This window comes from Kocuria sp. NPDC057446 (assembly GCF_042802875.1).
GTDB lineage: Bacteria > Actinomycetota > Actinomycetes > Actinomycetales > Micrococcaceae > Kocuria.
Genome location: NZ_JBHVDI010000006.1, coordinates 1 through 17,978, shown reverse-complemented (window position 1 = coordinate 17,978; position 17,978 = coordinate 1). Strand labels below are relative to the sequence as shown.

15 protein-coding genes, 1 pseudogene and 1 riboswitch are annotated in these 17,978 nt (G+C 70.6%); of the genes and pseudogenes, 3 read left to right on the top strand and 13 right to left on the bottom strand.

Annotation, left to right across the window (positions count from 1 at the left end; all coding sequences use genetic code 11):
- Positions 1-23 precede the first annotated feature (23 nt).
- Complete coding sequence (locus ACFU0Y_RS01640; protein WP_380212699.1) at positions 24-1,043, top strand: VOC family protein; 1,020 nt, start codon at positions 24-26, stop codon at positions 1,041-1,043.
- Between the two features lie 8 nt (positions 1,044-1,051).
- The gene (locus tag ACFU0Y_RS01635) at positions 1,052-1,822 is read left to right on the top strand and encodes a cyclase family protein (RefSeq protein WP_380212698.1); all 771 of its coding nucleotides are present in this window, start codon (positions 1,052-1,054) and stop codon (positions 1,820-1,822) included.
- 281 nt (positions 1,823-2,103) lie between these two features.
- On the opposite strand, the gene ACFU0Y_RS01630 is transcribed toward ACFU0Y_RS01635, so the two are convergent.
- From ACFU0Y_RS01630 to ACFU0Y_RS01590, 9 genes and pseudogenes are all read right to left on the bottom strand, one after another.
- Positions 2,104-3,297, bottom strand: coding sequence for a PD-(D/E)XK nuclease family protein (locus tag ACFU0Y_RS01630; protein ID WP_380212697.1), 1,194 nt, complete (start codon positions 3,295-3,297; stop codon positions 2,104-2,106).
- Between the two features lie 177 nt (positions 3,298-3,474).
- Positions 3,475-4,197, bottom strand: coding sequence for an AbiV family abortive infection protein (locus ACFU0Y_RS01625; RefSeq protein WP_380212696.1), 723 nt, complete (start codon positions 4,195-4,197; stop codon positions 3,475-3,477).
- Positions 4,198-4,472: 275 nt separating this feature from the next.
- Positions 4,473-5,066, bottom strand: a complete 594-nt coding sequence (locus tag ACFU0Y_RS01620; protein ID WP_380212695.1) for a recombinase family protein — start codon at positions 5,064-5,066, stop codon at positions 4,473-4,475.
- A gap of 130 nt (positions 5,067-5,196) precedes the next feature.
- Positions 5,197-5,383 (bottom strand): annotated as a pseudogene (locus ACFU0Y_RS01615) (IS256 family transposase); the annotation flags it as partial.
- Positions 5,384-5,628: 245 nt separating this feature from the next.
- Positions 5,629-6,678: a homocysteine S-methyltransferase family protein gene (locus ACFU0Y_RS01610; protein WP_380212694.1), complete on the bottom strand. Its 1,050-nt coding sequence runs from the start codon at positions 6,676-6,678 to the stop codon at positions 5,629-5,631.
- A 504-nt stretch (positions 6,679-7,182) separates the two neighbouring features.
- Positions 7,183-8,319: a lycopene cyclase family protein gene (locus ACFU0Y_RS01605; protein ID WP_380212693.1), complete on the bottom strand. Its 1,137-nt coding sequence runs from the start codon at positions 8,317-8,319 to the stop codon at positions 7,183-7,185.
- Between the two features lie 569 nt (positions 8,320-8,888).
- Positions 8,889-10,259: an LLM class flavin-dependent oxidoreductase gene (locus ACFU0Y_RS01600; protein ID WP_380212692.1), complete on the bottom strand. Its 1,371-nt coding sequence runs from the start codon at positions 10,257-10,259 to the stop codon at positions 8,889-8,891.
- Positions 10,256-11,659: an MFS transporter gene (locus ACFU0Y_RS01595; protein ID WP_380212691.1), complete on the bottom strand. Its 1,404-nt coding sequence runs from the start codon at positions 11,657-11,659 to the stop codon at positions 10,256-10,258. The genes ACFU0Y_RS01600 and ACFU0Y_RS01595 overlap by 4 nt, the downstream gene beginning before the upstream one ends.
- A 3-nt stretch (positions 11,660-11,662) precedes the next feature.
- Positions 11,663-12,988, bottom strand: a complete 1,326-nt coding sequence (locus ACFU0Y_RS01590) for an acyl-CoA dehydrogenase family protein (protein WP_380212690.1) — start codon at positions 12,986-12,988, stop codon at positions 11,663-11,665.
- Between the two features lie 112 nt (positions 12,989-13,100).
- A riboswitch (SAM riboswitch) is annotated at positions 13,101-13,195 on the bottom strand.
- Positions 13,196-13,613: 418 nt separating this feature from the next.
- On the opposite strand from ACFU0Y_RS01590, the gene ACFU0Y_RS01585 reads away from it, so the two are divergent.
- On the top strand, positions 13,614-14,720 hold the full coding sequence (locus ACFU0Y_RS01585) for a VIT1/CCC1 transporter family protein (RefSeq protein WP_380212689.1): 1,107 nt from the start codon (positions 13,614-13,616) through the stop codon (positions 14,718-14,720).
- A gap of 100 nt (positions 14,721-14,820) precedes the next feature.
- On the opposite strand, the gene moeB is transcribed toward ACFU0Y_RS01585, so the two are convergent.
- The 4 genes from moeB to ACFU0Y_RS01565 form a co-directional block, all read right to left on the bottom strand.
- A complete protein-coding gene (gene moeB, locus ACFU0Y_RS01580; RefSeq protein ID WP_380212688.1) occupies positions 14,821-15,996 on the bottom strand; it encodes a molybdopterin-synthase adenylyltransferase MoeB in 1,176 nt (391 codons plus the stop codon).
- Positions 15,993-16,889 carry a thiazole synthase gene (locus ACFU0Y_RS01575; RefSeq protein ID WP_380212687.1) on the bottom strand — a complete coding sequence of 299 codons (897 nt, stop codon included), beginning with the start codon at positions 16,887-16,889 and terminating at the stop codon, positions 15,993-15,995. The genes moeB and ACFU0Y_RS01575 overlap by 4 nt, the downstream gene beginning before the upstream one ends.
- 1 nt (position 16,890) lies before the next feature.
- Complete coding sequence (thiS, locus tag ACFU0Y_RS01570) at positions 16,891-17,130, bottom strand: sulfur carrier protein ThiS (RefSeq protein ID WP_380212686.1); 240 nt, start codon at positions 17,128-17,130, stop codon at positions 16,891-16,893.
- Positions 17,127-17,978: FAD-dependent oxidoreductase (locus ACFU0Y_RS01565; RefSeq protein ID WP_380212685.1), on the bottom strand; the 852-nt coding region annotated here is incomplete at its 5' end. The genes thiS and ACFU0Y_RS01565, both read right to left, overlap by 4 nt.

Here is a 17,978-nt window from a genome sequence, read left to right as displayed (position 1 = left end):
CACCGTTTCGCTGGAGGAAGACCATGGAAAAGCTCCTGGCCCACATCGCCCACCTGGAGATCACCACCGCCAATGTGGAGGCCTCGGCCGCCTTCTACGTGGAGAAGTTCGGCCTGCGCATCGTGGACCGCATCAACGGCTCCGTCTACCTGCGCTGCTGGGGCGACTACGACCGCTACAGCCTGGTCATCACCGAAGGCCCCCACACCGGCCTGGCCGTGATGGCCTGGCGCACCACCTCTCCCGAGGCCCTCGAGGCAGCCGCCGCCAAGGTGGAGGCCGCCGGCGTGCAGGGGACCTGGTCCGAGGCAGGTCACGGTCACGGCCGCTCCTACACCTTCACCGGACCCTACGGTCACACCATGAAGCTGGTGTGGGAGGTGGAGAAGTACACCGCCGAACCCGAGTTCGCCTCGAACTACCCCGACCGTCCCGAGAAGCGCAGCAACCACGCCGCCGCCCCGCGCTTCCTGGACCACGTCACCATCGCCAGCTCCGACGTCGACGGGTTCGCGCAGTGGTACTCCCAAACGCTGGGCTTCCGCATCATGGCCCGCACCGAGCTCGACGACGCCCCGATCTCGGTGTTCTCCGTGATCACCACCAACGAGAAGTCCCACGACCTGGGCATCGTCATCGACACCTCCGACCGCCCCGGACGGGTGCACCACATCGCCTTCTGGGTCGACACCCACGAAGATCTGCTGCGCACCGCCGACGTCATGATGGAGCACGGCACCCCGATGGAGTACGGCCCCTCGATCCACGGCATCGGCGAGCAGAGCTACCTCTACCTGCGTGATCCCTCCGGGCTGCGCGTGGAGGTCAACTCCGGGGGCTACCGCAACTACGTGCCCGACTGGCAGGCCAACACCTGGAAGCCCTCCACCGGATCGGTGAACTTCTACCGCAACGGGGCCATGCCCGACTCCATGAACGAGGCCTTCCCCCTGGCCGACGGGCTGGCGGGCACCGAGCAGGGGGTGTCCGAGGAGCTGCGGGCGCAGCTGCTCAACCCCTACGCCGGCCACGGGCAGGGGTGACCCCGGCCATGGGCGAGATCATCGATCTGTCGGTGCCGCTGCAGGCCGGCATCGCCTCCGACCCACCTGGGCACCTGCCCGAGATCGAGTACTACGACCACACCCAGACCTACGAGGACATGCTGCGGTTCTTCCCCGGGGCCCAACGATCCGACCTGCCCGATGGGGAGGGCTGGGCCCTCGAGCGGGTGCACATCACCACCCACAACGGCACCCACCTCGACGCCCCGTACCACTACGCCTCGACGATGGACCACGGGCAACGGGCGATCACCATCGACGAGGTGCCCCTGGACTGGTGCTTCGCCCGCGGTGTGAAGCTGGACTTCCGCCGCTGCCCCGATGGCTACGTGGTCACCGCCCCGGACGTGGCCCAGGAGCTGGAACGGATCGGGCACGAGCTCCAGCCCAAGGACATCGTGGTGGTCAACACCAGTGCCGGGACCCGGTACGGTCACGACGACTACGTCGGCAAGGGCTGCGGTATCGGACGCGAAGCCACCCTGTACCTGCTCGAACGAGGCGTCCGGGTCACTGGCACGGACGCCTGGAGCTGGGACGCTCCGTTCACCTACACCGCCCAGAAGTACGCCCAGACCCATGATCCGTCCCTGATCTGGGAAGGCCACCGGGCAGGCCGGGACATCGGGTACTGCCACATCGAGAAACTGCACAACCTCGAGGCCCTGCCGGCCACCGGCTTCACCATTTCCTGCTTCCCGGTGAAGATCCACGCCGCCTCCGCCGGCTGGACCCGCGCCGTGGCCATCCTCGATTGAGACAGCACCACGACCCCACAGGGACATACGGCAAGGCGCGCAGGGACACACCACCCCTTGCGCGCCTTGCCGTACCCACAATGCAACGTGGTCCGCCGCTAATAGGCCTTACGTAAACCAGGCGCTCACACACCGTTTATCGGGCAGTCCCCGTTCCGGCACATGCCAACCTCTCCGGGTTGGGCGAGTGGTTGGACACACGCAGGCCGATCGGATCATGACTGTTCGCACGAGCAGATCGGCAGCGGGCTGCACCTCAGGCGGAAACACCCCAGTTCCCGTCAGCCTCCGGATGTCACCGCCAGCACGGCGTCTCGCAGACGGTCATCGTCCTGAGACAGCCCGTTGATGGCCTCTTCGAGGCTGACGTCTGTCTGCACGATCCGCTTCAGGCCCTGCTGGCCCGCGGCTTTGAGCGTCACGAACACTCGCGAGTAGTCAGGGTCGGACACCGGCTCTGGCGCGCTCTCGTTCTCCACGACGGCAGTGGGCCCGAACACGAGGAGGATCGTCGGCTGCGCATCAGCGCGGTGCAGAACGACGCACCACTGCCATATTCCCTTGAGATTCGCCTCGACTTTCTGCACCTGCCCCCTCTCGACCTTCTCGTTCACCTGATCCGTCAGCGTGGTCCGTGCAAAACCCTGCAGCCCGGTCTTCGCCTTGGCAAGGGTCTTGCGGCTGTCCTCCATCTGCCGCCGCGCGTGCTCGGCGACGAGGTCGGCGAACTCCTGGGCCGCAAGATCCTGCGCCTGGTACCCGTAACGTGCAGACTCCCCGGTCTCGCACATGGCTTTGATGAAGGAGATCTGGTCGTCGAGGTTCACTGCCGCCGGGCCTTCCACAAATTGACGAATCATCTGTTGGATGAAGAAGAACTGATCAGGATGCCGCCGACGCCACGCCGGATCGCGATCGACGTGTGCGTGAAGATCCCCCAGGACCTCGGCGTAAGTGACGACAACAGCCTCTTCCCAGCCACATCGCTGGCGGTGGGCCTCGCGCCGGTGGCAGAGCAGAACGACTGCGGCCGCTCTCCCGCGCCCGACAGCGTGGGCGAGGTACCGGTGGTAGCCGTGACAGTGTCCATCGGAGGTCCAGTAGTTCTCGATGACGACGGCGGCATCTTGTCGCGAGAGGACGATGTCGGCGATGTCCATGCCGACCTGGCCGCCAGCGGCTTCCTCGTCCCTTCTGGTGTCGACTTCCTGGGCCACTCGGTAGCCGGTCGAAGGCAGTTGCTTGTCGATCAGCGGATCGGCGTTGATCCTCTCGAGGAAGATGCGCTGGAAGGCATCTCCGAGTCCATGTGTCGCATCGGCGGCCAGCAACCAGGCGAAGACGTTGGAGAGTTGCTTCTCGTGGGTGCCGTGGTGCATCACCCGGAAGACATTGAACTCCTCGGCCAGGCTCCGCGAGAGCATGGGCACAAGCGCCGTGACGAAGCCACTCATATCCGTCCGCCGTGGGGTCATAGCCTGATGCTAGATGAATGGTCGCCAGATAGAGCGACCCACACGCAGAGCGTCAGACCCGGCCGCTCCCACGTCGCAGTCAACATCTGAGATCTGGTTTCAGACATTGAACCCCAATTGCAATTCGGCCGGCCAACTGAAGTGTCAGCAGTCCCACGACATGCTGGCCCTCCCCTTTCAGGCGTCGCGTTCCTGTTCCTGATTCGCGTCGGGGTGACCGAGTGGCCGTTCATTCCTGAAGCCCTCGGAAGCTGCCGCCCAGTCCTCAGGGTGAGAGACCGGCAATAGACGGCGCTGCTGTTCGCGGGTGCTGTCGTACGAGGTGACTGCTTCTAACTTCATCCGGCTGTGGTCGCGAATAAGTAGCATCTCAACAACCTGCGCGGCAGTCTGGAGGTCCTCGGCGATGGTCCCAACATCGATGCTCGTGGGCGACAGGACGGCGCCGTTGCTGTCGCGGTCCACGTAAAAGCCACGCTTCTTGGAATTGTTCGCCTCGACCGCGGCAGCTGCAGCTTCCTGCTTCCTTCGTTCCCGGGCTTCCTCCCAGGATTCAGCGTCCCGCCAATTGCCCGACATCGCGCTGTAGTCACCCCAGAAGGACGCGAGCTCGTCGCCGAACACGACGGCTTGCAAGTACTTCTTCGTGTGGTTGCACCCGTACTGCTTGAGCGCGCTCACAACGAGGGGCGTGTCGTCGCCCTCGCTCCAAGCCTGTTCGAAGGTCTCGTAGATCCACAGCGCCTTGCCCAGCTCCTCCTGCGCCAAAACGGTAAGCGACCTGGCGCGTCCGTATGACTCGGCGGCGAGTAAGACGTGGGCGTCCGAAATCAGTGCAGATGCGTTATCCACCAACGCCTTCCAGAACTTCCGCGCTTCTACGGCACTCATCTCGGTCATGTTCCCAGTGTCGCTCAGTGGCCCGACAGGACTACGGCTTGGATGCGACACCGCTGGCGGCAATGGGGGTGGAGGAGCTTCGGGTACAGGGGCTTCACGAGGGCGTGTCCCAAGCGCGGCACATGGCGCGCGCTGGAGGGACCTCGAGCGGGCCCGGATGCGCCCACGCGGAGCTCAGGCAACCGGGGGTGGTTGTCATGCCCGTTTACCCCGTGCGATGAAAAGCCCGCTCAGGTGCGTCATACGCACCACGATGTCCACCGGCGACGACGGCCTCAGATGGTCGTCGCTTGCGGTAGCTCCCGGATCCGCCGGTACAAGGTCGCGCGGGACATGCCGAGGTCCTTGGCCACTTGGGTGGCCGGCTCCCCGCCCTCGATCAGTCGCAGGGCATTGCGGATCTGGGAGTCAGTGAAAGTCTGACGGCGCCCGCCCAGGTCCTTGCCGGCGGCCCGGCGTTTGGCCACCGAATCAGTGATCCGCTCCCGCTTGATTTCCAGTTCCATCTGCGCCAGCGCCGCCATGACCGTGAAGACCATGGACCCCATCGGGGTCGCGGTGTCCACATCTCCCCCGCCGAGGTTGAGTACCCGTAGACCGACACCTCTTCCCCGCAGCGCCGCGGCGAAGGCCAGCATGTTCTGTGTCGACCGCCCCAGGCGATCCAGCGTGGTGATCACCAATGTGTCGTCCTTCTCCAGCGCAGCCACGGCACGGTCGAACTGCGGGCGTGACGCGCGTCCTCCAGACACTCCATGGTCGATGTAGATGTCATCGCGCCGCACGCCTGCGGCCAGGAGGTCATGCACTTGACGGTCTGCGTCCTGCTGCCGTGTCGACACTCGCGCGTAGCCGATCAGCTTGCCCAAGTCCACCTCATCTGTCTCGCAACCAACGTTGAGTATCAAATTCTATCGGCATGGATAAAGCACAAGGATGCGAGACACCCGGATCCGCGGAAACATGCGGGCGCAAATTTTCCGGACGAGACGTCTCGCATCCCATGCGTTGCGCCACCAGCTCGGGAGCTGGCCTGCTCCCTCGGCTCCGCCCACCGCGTCCGCATCGGGGCGAGCAGAGGGGTGGTCACCGTCTGCAGCAGGGTCCGCATCAGGTCCGGGGGTGCTTCGGACGGGGCTGCGCCGAGCAGCCCGGCAGGGCCGACAGCATGAGGAGCGATCTTCATGCTGGGGTCTTGTCGAGGGTGCTGTGGGGGGCACTCGAGCGATCTCACGGTGGCCGCCCCCTCAAGAGGAGCGACGGGCTCGGCCACCGAGTGCTTCACCGTCATGTGATGGCTCCATCGGCCGGACGTCGGCTGTCGTATCGGTATCTCACCACCCACCCCCGTTGATGCAGACGGAGGCGCCGAGGTGCGGATGCATCGGATCGGGACCCGCACCTCGGCGCCGGCCTGTGGCCCGCCTCTGGTCAGGCGCGGTCACCCAGCTCCACGATGTGCGCGGGGAGACGGTCGTTGCTGCCGTACATGAAGTGGTTCTCCATCCGCTCGGAGAACCGGCTTGCTTCGGTCACACGCCCGACGGCCTCGGCGACCTCACGGACATGCATCGGAGAAGCCCCGCAGCACACACCGAGGTAGTGGACACCGAGCTCGAGGGCCTCCTCCGCGAAACGCCTGATCTCGTACCGGTTGGTGGCCAGCGGGTCCAGCGCGGTCGGGAACGCCCGGTGGTGCGGAGAGGCCACGCTGGCCCGCGGGTCGCTGAGGTTGAAGAAGGTCGGCTCGGCGTTCGTCGTCCGGTACGGCACCGGGAGCGCAGCCACGTGGCACGAGACCGCCTCGCGGATCTGCCGCACCCACGGCATCATCGTCTCCGGGCCCCGGAAGCAGTTCATGCCCACGACATCTGCTCCGGCCTGCTCGAGGCGCTGCGCGGTCTCCACCACGCCGATGCCGTCCGCCATCTCCTCGAAGGCCATCGGAGCGAGGGTGATGACGACGGGCAGCCCGGACCTCTGGGCCACGTCGAGGGCGGCGAGTGCCTCACCGGCGTAGTAGAAGGTCTCCCCGACGATCAGGTCGGCCCCCTCCTCGACCGCCCACCCCACCATCTCCTCGAACATCGCCCGCACGCTGGCCTGGCTGCCCGGGTCGGACGGATCCCAGATGTTGGTGTTCGAGATGTTTCCCGCCATCAGGTCACCGGGACGGGCATCGGCAACGCCTCGGGCGATCTTCAGTGCGGATCGATTGAGCGGTTCGAGCAGATCCTCTTTGCCGATGACCCGCATCTTCTCGCGGTGTCCGTTGTAGGTGAATGCCTCGACGATGTCCGATCCGGCGCGCTGGAAGTCCACGTGCAGCGCGCGCAGGGCCTCCGGGTACTCCAGGGCGACCTCGGGTACGAACTCACCGGCGCTGAGGTATCCCCTCCGCTCCAGTTCGAACAGGAAGCCCTCCGCGCAGATCACAGGACCTGCTGCCAGACGCTCGGTCAGGGTGGGTGTCGTGGCCATGCGGCCTCCTCGGATCTCGACTGATGTGAGAGTGAACGATCCCGCGCCGTCGTGGGACGAGCCCCGGAGTCGTGCAGTTAGTAGGGGAACATACGCACCTGCCCGGGCCATGGGCTACCGGCCGCCTTCCGCCGCCACATTTCGCCACGGATCGTCATGTCGCTGAACCCCAGAAGACCCGGGTCCTGTGGATGTGGCCGTTCCGGGGTGGTCTTCGGTGCATGCTTCGTGGCGGCATTCGCTCCGGCGCACGAAGCGCGGCGAGGGCTGCGCAGTTGTTCGCCCGGATCAGCACCGCCTCACGTGCTTCGCTTCCACGCCAGGAGACTGCGCCCGCCCTTGCGCATCTCACCGGTGGGCGAGACGTTTCGGAAGTGGGTCTGGCGGTCGACCAGGACCTGGACTCCCGCATCATCCTGTTGCCTGCTGCGTCGAAGCAGTTGCTGTCGCGCGCAGAAGACAGGTTGTGCCGGTTCGCCCGGACGGAGAGTTCCGACGACGGGCTCAGATCCACAGGCGTGGCTGCAGGAGCCTCGTGACCGGCATGGACCCGAGCAGCCCCCGTTCCTCTGCGAAGGTGGTGCGCTCGTCGAGAAAATCGAGGACGAGATCAGCATCGCCCGAGGCGAACGCGGCTTTCATGACGTGCAACGCGCTTTCAGGATCGTGCCTCCACATCTTGAGCACGGGCCTGTCGTACCAACGGAAGCGCGGGGACGGCCGGGGAGTCTCAGGTGACCCGGTGGACGCCAGCGTGGAAGCGATGTGCCGGGTCTGGTGAAGGATTCGGGTGAGGCCGTATCCAGTGGTGGCCTTGACGACTCCGGAGGGAGATCCGATGCGCACATGGCGGCCGCGGGGAGAACTGGGCCGGACGCCCAGGGGGATGGAGCCCCGTTCCACGGACAACGAGGAGAATCTGTTCACGCCCCACACCTCGCGCAGATAAGCCGACGTGGCCTGTTCGAACGAGAATTCCGGGCTCGAAGCCTCCCCCGGCATGATCCGGGTGACTTCGACGAGGGCTTCTCGGGCTGAGATCGGCAGGACGCAGTGGAAATGCACGGGGTCGTCTTCACCGGACCGGAAGTCGATGAAGGTGGCAATCGATGGGTCGAAGGAATCATGCTCAGTTCGCACCCGTCGAACCTCGCCCGACATGAGCAGTGGTGCCTTGATCCCGACGGGGGGCCAGGTGCTGTCGAAGCAGTGGGACGCCGTGAAGAGCCGGCCGTCGGAGAGGGACACCGCCACCGAGTCGGCGCGGGCCCGCACTCGAGAGACGTGTGCGTCGAGACGGGTGATGTGAGGGTTGGCGTCGATGACGTCGTCGAGGCACCGAAAAACGGCCCGCGACGAGGTGAGGCACAGGCGGTGGCGCCTGAGCGGCAGGACCCGCTGGGCAGGTCCTGCGTCAACCGCGAGGCTCGTGAACGTGGCCGCGGGAGGCAGGGGCAAGGGGAGGGCGCCGTCGTGCCAGTAGATCAGGGAACGGTGCGGGTATCGATCCTCGGCGTCGTCGATGATGAGGATCCGCGTCCCGGTCAGCCCTGGTTCCCGACTCAGGAAATAGGCGAGGCTGCGCCCGGCAAGTCCGCCCCCGGCAACGATGACGTCGTACTCCTGCGCTTGGTGGGTCATCAGCAGGACACTCCTCTTCCCGGCGCCGACATCTCAGCGGCCACTCTCGAAACCGTCAGCGGCCCTCGTGGCGATCGTGCCAACCGGAGCGACCGCTTGGCGTCGGCGGGCCCGCCCCGTCACAGCCCTGCCGAGTCTCCGCCCAGGATCGGAACCACGCCCCCGTTCCGGCACGGAGACAGCGCGATGTCCAGTCTGACCGATCTGCGAGAGGTCGTCGACGTCGTCACCGGCGTCGACACCCCCCGCCCACACCCGTTCCGCCGCCGTCGATGCCGGCACCTGTGGTGGGCTCGGGGAGGCACTCGGCACCTGCGGCCCATCTCCATGCATCTGCACAGTGTGGTCGGCCATGACATTACCGTCTGGTAGTTTTCGGGAGGCACCGGCCCCCACGCCGGTGCGGCGACCCCCATGATCCGTTCCCCGGCGGTCGGGGGTCATCCGCTGCGCCTCGGCGCAGTGAAGCGCTCCTGCCCTCTCCCGGGCAGGAGCGCTTCGTTCCGAGCAGCCGGGACGGCGGACGGCTGTCCGGGACCGGTCGGGCGGTGAGCCCGACGGCCCGGCGGTCACCGGCGGAAGGACGCCCCGCGGTGGTCGTCGGCCAGCCGCGGGCCGGCCCCGGCCAGGGCCTCCCGCAGCGTCCTGCCGGCGGGGAGGGTCCCGGGGTCCGGCAGCAGGCCCCGTCGCCGCAGCTCCGGCGACAGCATCGTGGTGAACCGCTCCAGGTCCGCCGGCCGCACGGCCGCCGAGATGTTGAAGCCGTCCACGCCAGCCTCCTCGCGCCAGCACTCGAGCTCGTCCGCCACGGTGCCGGGGGCCCCGGCGATGACGGGCCCGCGGCCGCCGATGGCCACGAACTCGGCGAGGTCCCGCACCGTCCAGGTCCGGTCCGGGGACAGTGAGGTGAACGCCGCGAGCGCGGACTGGTTGGCGTCGGTGGCCACGTACTCGAGCGGCGCGTCAGGCTCCGCCCCGGCCAGGTCGACCCCGGTCCAGCCACCGAACAGGGACAGGGCCCCCTCGATGTCCACGTGCCGGCGATATCCGTCGAGTCTGGCCTGGGCCTCCTCGTCGGTCTCGGCGACCACCACGGTGGCCATGGTGAAGGTCTTCACGGTGTCCTCGGCCCGTCCCTGCGCGGCCAGTTCGGCCCGGACGCCGTCGGTCCACCGGCGCACGAGCTGCGGGGTGTTGCCGATGAAGAAGATGGCCTCGGCGTGGTCCACGGCGAACTGCTGTCCGCGCCGGGAGGCGCCGGCCTGGAACAGGAACGGGGTGCCCTGGGGGCCGGGGTGGGTCAGTGCCTGGCCGGGCACGGAGAACCAGGTGCCCTCGTGGCCGATGGGGTGCACCAGGTCCGGGTCCACGAAGACCCCGGCGCCGGCGTCGGCCTTCACCGCTCCGGGCTCGAAGGAGCCCTCGAGGAGCTTGTACATGACCTCCATGTACTCGTCGGCGCGGTCGTAGCGCTCGTCGTGCGGGATCTGCCGGTCCATGCCGAGGTTCCGGGCGGCGGAGTCCTGGTAGGAGGTCACCACGTTCCACGCCACCCGGCCGCGGGTGAAGTGGTCCAGGGTCGCGAAGGTGCGGGCCAGAAGATAGGGGGCCTCGTAGGTGACCGAGGCGGTCACCCCGAAGCCGAGCCGTTCGGTGACCGCGGCCATGGCCGGCACCGCCACGAGCGGGTCGAGCACCGGGCACTGCACTCCCCCGCGGGCGGTGGCCTCGGTCCCGCCGCCGTAGACGTCGTAGACGCCGGGGACGTCCGCCAGGAACAGCGAGGTGAAGCCGCCCTCCTCGAGGGTGCGGGCCAGGGACGTCCAGTACTCGAGCGTGTCGAAGTGCGTGACCCCGGCCTCCGGGTGGCGCCACAGCCCCGGGGACTGGTGCACGGGCACCATCATGTCGAAGGCGTTCAGCAGCAGGGGGCGGCTCATACGGTGGTCCTCTCGGGGATGGTCTCGGTGGCGCTCGCGGCGCCGGTCGGGGAGGCCGCGGTCCGGCCGGCGTGCAGATCGGTGAGCTCGGTGCCGCGCTGCTCGCGGGCGGGGTCCTTCGCGACCAGGGCGGCGACGACGGAGAGCACGGACAGCACCGAGAGGTAGCCGGCGATCAGCCACGGGGTGTCCCCGCCGGCGGCGAAGAGCAGGGCGGCGATCATCGGCATCAGCCCGCCGCCCAGGACGGTGCCCACCTGGTAGCCGAAGCTCACGCCCGAGTACCGCACGTGCACGGGGAACTGCTCGGCGAACCAGGCCGCCTGCGGTCCGTAGACCGCGTCGTGGACGAGGTTGATGCCGAGGATCACCACGAGCGGCAGCAGCGCGAGCGGGCCGGTGCCCAGGAAGGCGAACAGTACCCAGCCGAAGACGCCGATCGCCGCGTAGGCGGTCACCGAGACGACCCTGCGGCCCACCCGGTCGGACAGCCAGGCCCAGAACGGGGTGGAGAACAGGCCGATGGCCGAGGCGATCATCACGGCGGTCACGCCCGCGGCGCTGTCCCCGCGCACGTCCCGCAGATAGGTCAGCATGTAGACCGTCACCAGGTAGTAGACGGCGTTCTGGGCCAGGCGCAGGCCGATCGTGATCAGCACCGGGCGGCGGTGGTGGACCAGCAGCTCCCGCAGGGGGGCCTTGGCCACGCTGCCCGAGGCCCGGTGCTCCAGGAACTCCGGGGCGTCGGCCACGCCGAGGCGGATCCAGAGGCCCACCATCACCAGCAGGGCCGAGAGCAGGAAGGGGATGCGCCAGCCGTAGGCGGCGAACTGCTCCTCGCCCATGACGTTCTGCACGATGAAGAACGCCCCGGTGGCCAGCAGCATGCCGGCGGAGGAGCCGATCTGGGTGAAGGACCCGAAGAACCCGCGGTGCCGGGCCGGGGAGTGCTCCACGCTCAGCAGCGCGGAGCCGCCCCACTCCGCGCCCGCGGACAGGCCCTGGAGGATGCGCAGGACCACGAGCCCGGCGACGGCCCACCAGCCGATCACGTCGTAGGTGGGCAGCAGGCCGATGAGGGTGGAGGCCACGCCCATGAGCAGCAGGGAGGCCACCAGGAGGGCCTTGCGGCCGATCCGGTCCCCCAGGTGCCCGGCGATGATCCCGCCCAGGGGCCGGGCGATCACGCCGACCGCGAGCGTGGCGAAGGACGCCACGATGCCGCCGAGCTCGGTGGCCATGGGGAAGAACTGGACGTTGAAGACCAGCGCGGCGGCGGTGCCGTAGAGGTAGAAGTCGTACCACTCGATGGTGGTCCCGGCGAAGGCGGAGGCCAGGACGCGCTTCTTGCCGTGGACGATGCTGCTGCGGCCCGGGGCCGCCGTGGTCGTGGTGCTCATGCGTCAGGCTCCTGGGGTTCGGGCGGCATCGGTCGTGACATCGGTCTTGGCGTCCCCGATGGCGTTCAGGCCCTCCGGCAGGGTGCCGTTGACCAGGTAGTCGCCGAGGGCCCGGGCGCGGAAGGCGATGGGGTTGTGGGTGGCCACGGTCTGCGCGTTGCGCCAGTGCCGGTCCAGGCCCTTGGCCGTGGACGTGGCGGAGGCGCCCACGGTGAGGAACAGGTCCTGGGCCGCGCCGAGGGCCAGCTCCGGCACGGTGACCTGGGCGTGCTCCACAGCGATCTCGGACTCGTGCAGCGCCGCCGGGAGGGCGCCGGTGAAGTCCGGCCGGTCGGCGCCGGCCGCTGCGGCGGCGGCGATGCCGGCGTCCAGGGCGCGGGCGGCGTGCAGGACGGTGGCCTCGGCGGCGAAGACCTTGGCGGAGATCCGCCCGGTGGCCTCCTGGATCAGCGGGTCCTCCCGGAACGGCAGGCCGAGTCCGGTGTTGAAGGTCCGCCGGCGGGTGGCGACGGTCTCCACCGCGTCCCGCCGGGCGGCCCGGGCGATGCCGGCCAGCACGGCCAGCAGGACCAGCTGGAAGAAGGCGGCCTCGTGGACGGCCTCGGCGCTGCCGGCGGTGCGGTCCAGCACGGCGTCGTCCGGGACGCGCACCCGGTCGAAGACCGCGGTGCCCGTGCCGGTGAGCTTCTGCCCGAAGCCGTCCCAGTCGTCCTCGAGCGTCACGCCCTCGGCGTCCGTGGCGACGACGGCGAAGCGGCGCCCGTCCTGACCGTCCAAAGCGGCCGAGACCCGGGTGTAGTCGCAGAAGACGGAGCCGGTGGCGTAGAACTTCCGGCCGGTGATCTCCCACCCTCCGGCGGTGCGGGTGAGCACGGTGTTCAGGGTGCCCAGGGCGTTGCCGCCCTTCTCCGTGGAGGCGTTGCCGACGGTGGCCCCGGCCAGCACCCGCGGGTACCAGACCTCCTGGAGCTCCCGGGGCAGGAAGCGCAGGGACTCCACGAAGCCGGAGTGGGAGCGGTAGAGGTGGGCGATGTTGGAGTCCGCCTCGGCCAGGTCCACCAGCAGCCGGGTGAAGTCCTCGATGCTGACCCCGGGGCCGCCGTGGGCCGCCGGGACGCGCAGCGCACCGAATCCGGCCCGGTCCAGCCGGCGGACCTCCGCGTAGGGCAGCGCGCGCCGGAGGTCCCGGTCCAGGGAGCCGGCGGCGATCTCCGCGAACAGCGGCCGGAAGTGCTCCGCCAGTCCGGGGTAGTCCCCGGGCAGGCCGGCGGCGAGGTCCGTGCCGGCGCGGGGATGGGCGGTGGTCTCCTCGACCGTGCTCGGGGTCATGCGGTGGTCCTCTCGGTCGCACCGAGGATTGCCGGTCGGCCGGTCGCGCCGGGGCGGGCCCGGTGGCGGCGGCCCCGGAGGCTGACGTCACGGACCGGCTGCAGATCCGGGATCTCCATCGGTTCTGGCGTTAGCACCCTGACCCCTGGGGAGGGCGGGTTGCTGCGGCGTCGTCGAGCCAGATCTCTCGGCCGCTCTGAATGGGGCGCTTGCCATGGGACCAGACCCGGGTGGTGGCGTGCCAACCGTGACCGGCGTGACGTCATCGGGTGTCACGACGACGTCACAGTCGGCCACGTCGTCGTGAGTGGTGTACGGGGTCGGCGCCATGGACGCGCGGACCGGCTGGCCCGCGCTGCCGCGGTGCACCGCGGTTTCGGTGCACCGAAACCGGCTGGGCGCGGAACTGGATACGGTGGGGGTGTCGAAGGGGAGTAGTTCCCGCCACCCGACGGGTGGATGCAGAGGCGTGTCGACATGCTGGTCTCCCCGGACGGGGGACCCGGCGCGCCACTCGAGCACCTGCGTGCCCGAGCGAACGAGACCTTCGGCCGGACACCGCTCCGGCCGAGGTCTCCCCGCCCCCGGGGTCGCTCCGGCCGGGGCCCTGCCTCGAGGACGAATGATGACCACCCCTTCCGACACCCCGGCACCCCACGCCCCGACCCCGGCCGAGATCCGCCGCTGGCGCCGCTACCTGGCCGACGAGCGCGCCGAAGCCGCCGTCTACCGCGACCTCGCCGCCCGCCGCACCGGCGAGGAGCGCGAGATCCTGCTGGGCCTGGCCGAGGCCGAGGCCCGCCACGAGCAGCACTGGGTCGTGCTCCTCGGCCACCAGGTGGGGCATCCTCGCCGCGGGTCCCTGCGCTCCCGCCTCCTGGGCTTCCTCGCCCGCCACTTCGGTTCCGTGTTCGCCCTGGCCCTGATGCAGCGCGCGGAGTCCCGCTCCCCGTACGAGGCCGATCTCCACGCCACCGACGCGATGGCCGCCGACGAGCAGATCCACGAGGAGGTCGTCCGGGCCCTCGCCACCCGGGGGCGCAACCGGATGGCCGGCAGCTTCCGGGCAGCCGTCTTCGGGGCCAACGACGGACTGGTCTCCAATCTGGCGCTGGTGCTGGGCATCAGCGCCAGCGGAGTGTCCAGCGCGGTCGTGCTGCTGACCGGGGTCTCCGGCCTGCTCGCCGGGGCCCTGTCCATGGGGGCCGGCGAGTACGTCTCGGTCCGGTCCCAGCGCGAGCTGCTGGAGGCCTCCACCCCCAACGCGGACACCCGGCAGAAGGTCCCGATGCTCGACGCCGAGGCCAACGAGCTCGCCCTGTTCTACCGGGCCCGCGGCCTGGACCCCGAAGCCGCCGAGGCCAAGGCGGCCCGGGTCCTGGGCGGGGCGCACCTGGAGCACGCCGAGCACACCGGACCCGTGCCCACGGTGGAGGTCGATGAGCACGAAGCGGTGGGCACCGGGCTGGGAGCCGCGGCGTCGAGCTTCTGCTTCTTCGCCTCCGGGGCCGTCCTGCCGATCCTGCCCTACCTGTTCGGGCTGGAGGGCACCACCGCGGTGATCGTCGCGGCCGCGACCGTGGGCCTGGCGCTGCTGTCCACCGGCACCGTGGTGGCCCTGCTCTCCGGCAGCTCACCGGCGCGGATGGCGCTGCGGCAGCTGGCCATCGGCTTCGGCGCGGCCGGAGCCACCTACGCCCTGGGACTGCTCTTCGGCACCAGCATCGCCTGACCTCCTTCTGGAGTGCTGTCGGCACGTGCCCCGGGCAGGCGGGAATCGTCGATGGGGCGGAGGAGACGGAGTGGCGCCCCTCCCGCGGCGACGCGCCGGCTCAGTAGACCGGCCGGTCCGGGTCCACCCGCGCCACCCAGGCGAGCACCCCGCCCTCGAGGTGGCGGACCCGCTCCTCCCGCCCGGCGTAGAAGGGCCGCAGCGCGGCGAGCGCGGTCGCGGAGCGGGTCCCGGCCTTGCAGTGCAGCACGAGGTCCGCGCCGCGGGCCTCCGGCGGCAGGGCGTCCGCCCCGCGGTCCACGATCTCCTGCAGCGGCACGGGCACGGCGCCGTCGATGGCCACGAGCTCCCGCTCCCAGTCCTCGCGCACGTCCACCAGGGTGAAGGACGCCTCCCCACGCTCCCGGCGCTCGAGCAGCCGGGCCAGTTCGGCCGCCCCGACAGTCTCGGCAGGGTCCGCGCCGGGCAGCGCGCAGACCGCCGCGGGCCGGGCCACCGCGGTGACCGGGGCGGCGTCGGGGTCCGGGGCCAGGCGCATCTCGCGCCAGGTCATCGCGAGCGCGTCGTGCAGCAGCACCCGCCCGAGCAGCGGCTCCCCGGTGCCGGTGATGAGCTTGACGGCCTCCGTGACCATGACCGCGCCGACGGTGGCGGGGAGCATGCCGAAGACGCCTCCCTCGGCGCAGCTGGGCACCTCCCCGTCCGGCGGGGCCTCGGGGTAGAGGTCCCGGTAGGTGGGCCCGTGCCCGGCCCAGAAGACGCTGACCTGGCCCTCGAAGCGCAGGATGGAGCCCCAGACGCAGGGCGTGCCGGTCAGGGCGGCGGCGTCGCTGACCACGTACCGGGTGGCGAAGTTGTCGGCGCCGTCCAGGACCAGGTCGTACCCGCCGAGGATGTCCACGGCGTTGTCCGCGTCCAGCCGGACGGGATGGGTCCGGACCGTGACCAGCGGGTTCAGCGCGGTGACGGCCTCGGCGGCGGAGACGGCCTTGGGGCGGCCGACGTCGGCGGTCGTGTGCACCACCTGGCGCTGCAGGTTGGACAGCGCCACCACGTCGTCGTCGACGATCCCGAGGGTCCCGACCCCCGCCGCGGCGAGGTACTGCAGGGCCGGGGCGCCCAGTCCCCCGGCGCCGACGACGAGCACCCGGGCGCCGCGCAGCCGCCGCTGGCCGAGGGTCCCGATCCCGGGCAGGGTCAGGTGCCGGGCGTAGCGCTCGAGCTCCTCGCGGGTGAGCTCGGGGCCGGGCTCCACGAGCGGGGGCAGCGGGCTCACGGCCGCTTCCCCACGGGTGCCCAGTCCCCGCGCGGCACGTCCGCCGGGTCGGCGGCCGGCGCGTCCTCGGGGGCGTCCGTGTCGATCCGCCCGGCCATCGGCGAGGAGGCCTGGGCGTGGCGGCGGGCGGGGATGCGCCCGGCACCGGCGGCGAGCCGGCCGGCGACCACGGCGTGGCGCATGGCGGTGGCCATCGCCACCGGGTCCTGGGCACGGGTGACGGCGCTGGCCAGCAGCACGGCGTCGCAGCCGAGCTCCATGGCCAGGGAGGCCTCGGAGGCGGTGCCGATCCCGGCGTCGAGCACCACGGGCACGGACGCCCGGGAGGCGATGAGCTCGATGTTGTGCGGGTTGAGGATGCCCAGGCCCGTGCCGATGGGAGCACCCAGGGGCATCACCGCCGCCGCCCCCAGGTCCTCCAGCCGGCGGGCCACAGCCGGGTCGTCGGAGGTGTAGGCGAAGACCCGGAAGCCGCGCGCCACGAGCTGCTCGGTGGCGTCGAGGAGCTCCACCACGTCGGGCAGCAGGGTGTCCTCGTCGGCGATCACCTCGAGCTTGACCCAGTCCGTCTCGAGGGCCTCGCGGCCGAGCTCGGCGGTCAGCAGGGCGTCCCGGGCCGTGTAGCACCCGGCGGTGTTGGGCAGGATCCGGATGTCGTTGCGCTCGAGCATCGCGAAGAGCGAGTCGCCCTGGCCGGGCGCGTAGCGGCGCAGGGCCACGGTGGTCAGCTCGGTGCCGGAGGCCAGCAGCGCCTGCTCGAGGGTGTGCAGCGAGCTGAGGCCGCCGGTGCCCATGATCAGCCGGGAGCTCAGCGCGGTGCCGTCGAGCACGAGCGGGTCGCGGCTCGCGCCGGAGTGCGGCTCGGAGCGCAGGTCAGGGTGCGGGACGGTCACGTCAGCCTCCTTGGACGGCGGTGATGATCTCGACAGCCTGGCCCTCCGCCACAGGGGTTCGCCGCCAGCGGCTGCGGGGGACGACCGCGGCGTCCACGGCCACGGCCACCCCGAGGCGCCCGCCGTCCAGCGGGGCGCCGTCGGGGCCCAGGGCGCGGCCGACGGTCTCGGCGACGAGGTCGACGACGGTCGTGTCGGCCGGCACGCGGTGGGGCTGGCCGTTGAGGATGATGGCGGTCATCGGGGGCTCCTGCTCCGGGGCCCGGGTCCGGCGGCGGCCGGCTCGGGGTCCCCTCGACGGGCCTCGACGGGTCGGTCGAAGCGGTGGGGGTCGGTGGTGGCGAGGTGCTCGGCGTCGGCGCCCGGATCCGCTCCGGCGTCCCCGGCGACCAGCTGCGCGGCGAGCCGGGCGGCCAGCGGGGCGAGCAGCACGCCGTGGCGGAAGTATCCGGTGGAGACCACCAGCCCCGGCACGGGGGAGCCGGCCGGGTCCCGGACCCGGCCCAGGTACGGGATGTCGTCCGGGGTGCCGGGGCGGGCGCGGGCCAGCACCTCGACCAGCTCGAGGTCGGCGACGCCGGGCACGAGCGCCTGGGCGTCGCGCAGCAGCCGGAACACGCCACCGGCACTGGGACCGGTCAGCCCGTCCTCGCGGGAGGTCGCCCCGATCACCACGGTCCCGTCGGTGCGGGGCACCAGGTAGACGGGCGCGCCGTGCACCAGGCCGCGGACGGTGCGCTCGACCAGCTCCGGCGACCCGGCGGGGACGCGGGCGCGCAGGATGTCCCCGTGCACGGGCCGCAGCGGCGGGCGCCAGTCCACCGGCAGCCCCTCGAGCTCGCCGAGGCCGGCGCCCGGGGCGAGGACCGTCCAGCTCGCGGAGACCATGCCGCCGTCGGCCAGGCGGACGCCGGTCACGGCGCCCTCGGCGCTGCGGCGCAGCCCCGTGGCGAGACCGTGGACGAACCGGGCGGGGCCGCCGTCGCGCGCGGCCCGGAGCCCGGGGGCCTCCGGGAACGTCCGCGACTCCGGGGGCCCCCAGGATTCCGGGGCCCCCGCGGCCCCCGAGGAATCCGGGCCCTCGGGAGC

What these genes read in the sequence shown, in the direction of transcription:
- ACFU0Y_RS01585 (WP_380212689.1), top strand. Translation starts at nt 13,614, where the DNA reads ATGACCACCCCTTCCGACACCCCGGCACCCCACGCCCCGACCCCGGCC.
- ACFU0Y_RS01635 (WP_380212698.1), top strand. Translation starts at nt 1,052, where the DNA reads ATGGGCGAGATCATCGATCTGTCGGTGCCGCTGCAGGCCGGCATCGCC.
- ACFU0Y_RS01605 (WP_380212693.1), bottom strand. Translation starts at nt 8,319, where the DNA reads ATGACCCACCAAGCGCAGGAGTACGACGTCATCGTTGCCGGGGGCGGA.
- ACFU0Y_RS01595 (WP_380212691.1), bottom strand. Translation starts at nt 11,659, where the DNA reads ATGAGCACCACGACCACGGCGGCCCCGGGCCGCAGCAGCATCGTCCAC.
- ACFU0Y_RS01590 (WP_380212690.1), bottom strand. Translation starts at nt 12,988, where the DNA reads ATGACCCCGAGCACGGTCGAGGAGACCACCGCCCATCCCCGCGCCGGC.
- ACFU0Y_RS01600 (WP_380212692.1), bottom strand. Translation starts at nt 10,259, where the DNA reads ATGAGCCGCCCCCTGCTGCTGAACGCCTTCGACATGATGGTGCCCGTG.
- ACFU0Y_RS01610 (WP_380212694.1), bottom strand. Translation starts at nt 6,678, where the DNA reads ATGGCCACGACACCCACCCTGACCGAGCGTCTGGCAGCAGGTCCTGTG.
- ACFU0Y_RS01630 (WP_380212697.1), bottom strand. Translation starts at nt 3,297, where the DNA reads ATGACCCCACGGCGGACGGATATGAGTGGCTTCGTCACGGCGCTTGTG.
- ACFU0Y_RS01640 (WP_380212699.1), top strand. Translation starts at nt 24, where the DNA reads ATGGAAAAGCTCCTGGCCCACATCGCCCACCTGGAGATCACCACCGCC.
- ACFU0Y_RS01625 (WP_380212696.1), bottom strand. Translation starts at nt 4,197, where the DNA reads ATGACCGAGATGAGTGCCGTAGAAGCGCGGAAGTTCTGGAAGGCGTTG.
- thiS (WP_380212686.1), bottom strand. Translation starts at nt 17,130, where the DNA reads ATGACCGCCATCATCCTCAACGGCCAGCCCCACCGCGTGCCGGCCGAC.